Below are 517 nucleotides of genomic sequence, written 5' to 3' on the forward strand. Positions count from 1 at the left end.
AGAACGGATCGAACGCACGGTTCATCACTTCGGGCGTCATGCCGGTTCCGGTGTCGCTGACACACAGTGACAGGTACTGCCCCGGTGACAGATCTCGGCTCTGCGAGCCGCGCTCATCGATCCATTTGTTGGCAGTCTCGATGGTAATCCGTCCGCCGCGCGGCATGGCGTCCCGCGCGTTGATGCACAGATTCAGCAGTGCGTTTTCCAGTTGCGGCGCATCGATGAACGTCGACCACAGGCCCACCGAGGTCACTACTTCCACCGTGATGTGCGGCCCCACGGTTCGGCGGATCAGCTCTTCCATGCCCACCACCAGCCGATTGATGTCGACCGGTTTGGGGTCCAGCGTCTGCCGCCGCGAGAATGCCAGCAGCCGATGCGTCAACGAGGCAGCACGCTTGGACGCATCCTGAGCAGCGGCCACATAGCGGTCGATCTCAGTAAAGCGCCCCTGGCTGAGGCGATTCTTGAGCAGTTCCAGTGAACCGGTAATCCCGGTCAGCAGGTTGTTGAA

General features: G+C 61.3%; 1 protein-coding gene. It reads right to left on the reverse strand.

Features of this window, described 5'->3' with window-relative positions:
* On the reverse strand, nt 1-517 hold a 517-nt coding region (locus BZK31_RS28105), incomplete at both ends, for an ATP-binding protein (protein ID WP_244182758.1).

The organism is Pseudomonas floridensis, assembly GCF_002087235.1.
In the GTDB taxonomy this organism is placed as follows: Bacteria; Pseudomonadota; Gammaproteobacteria; order Pseudomonadales; family Pseudomonadaceae; genus Aquipseudomonas; species Aquipseudomonas floridensis.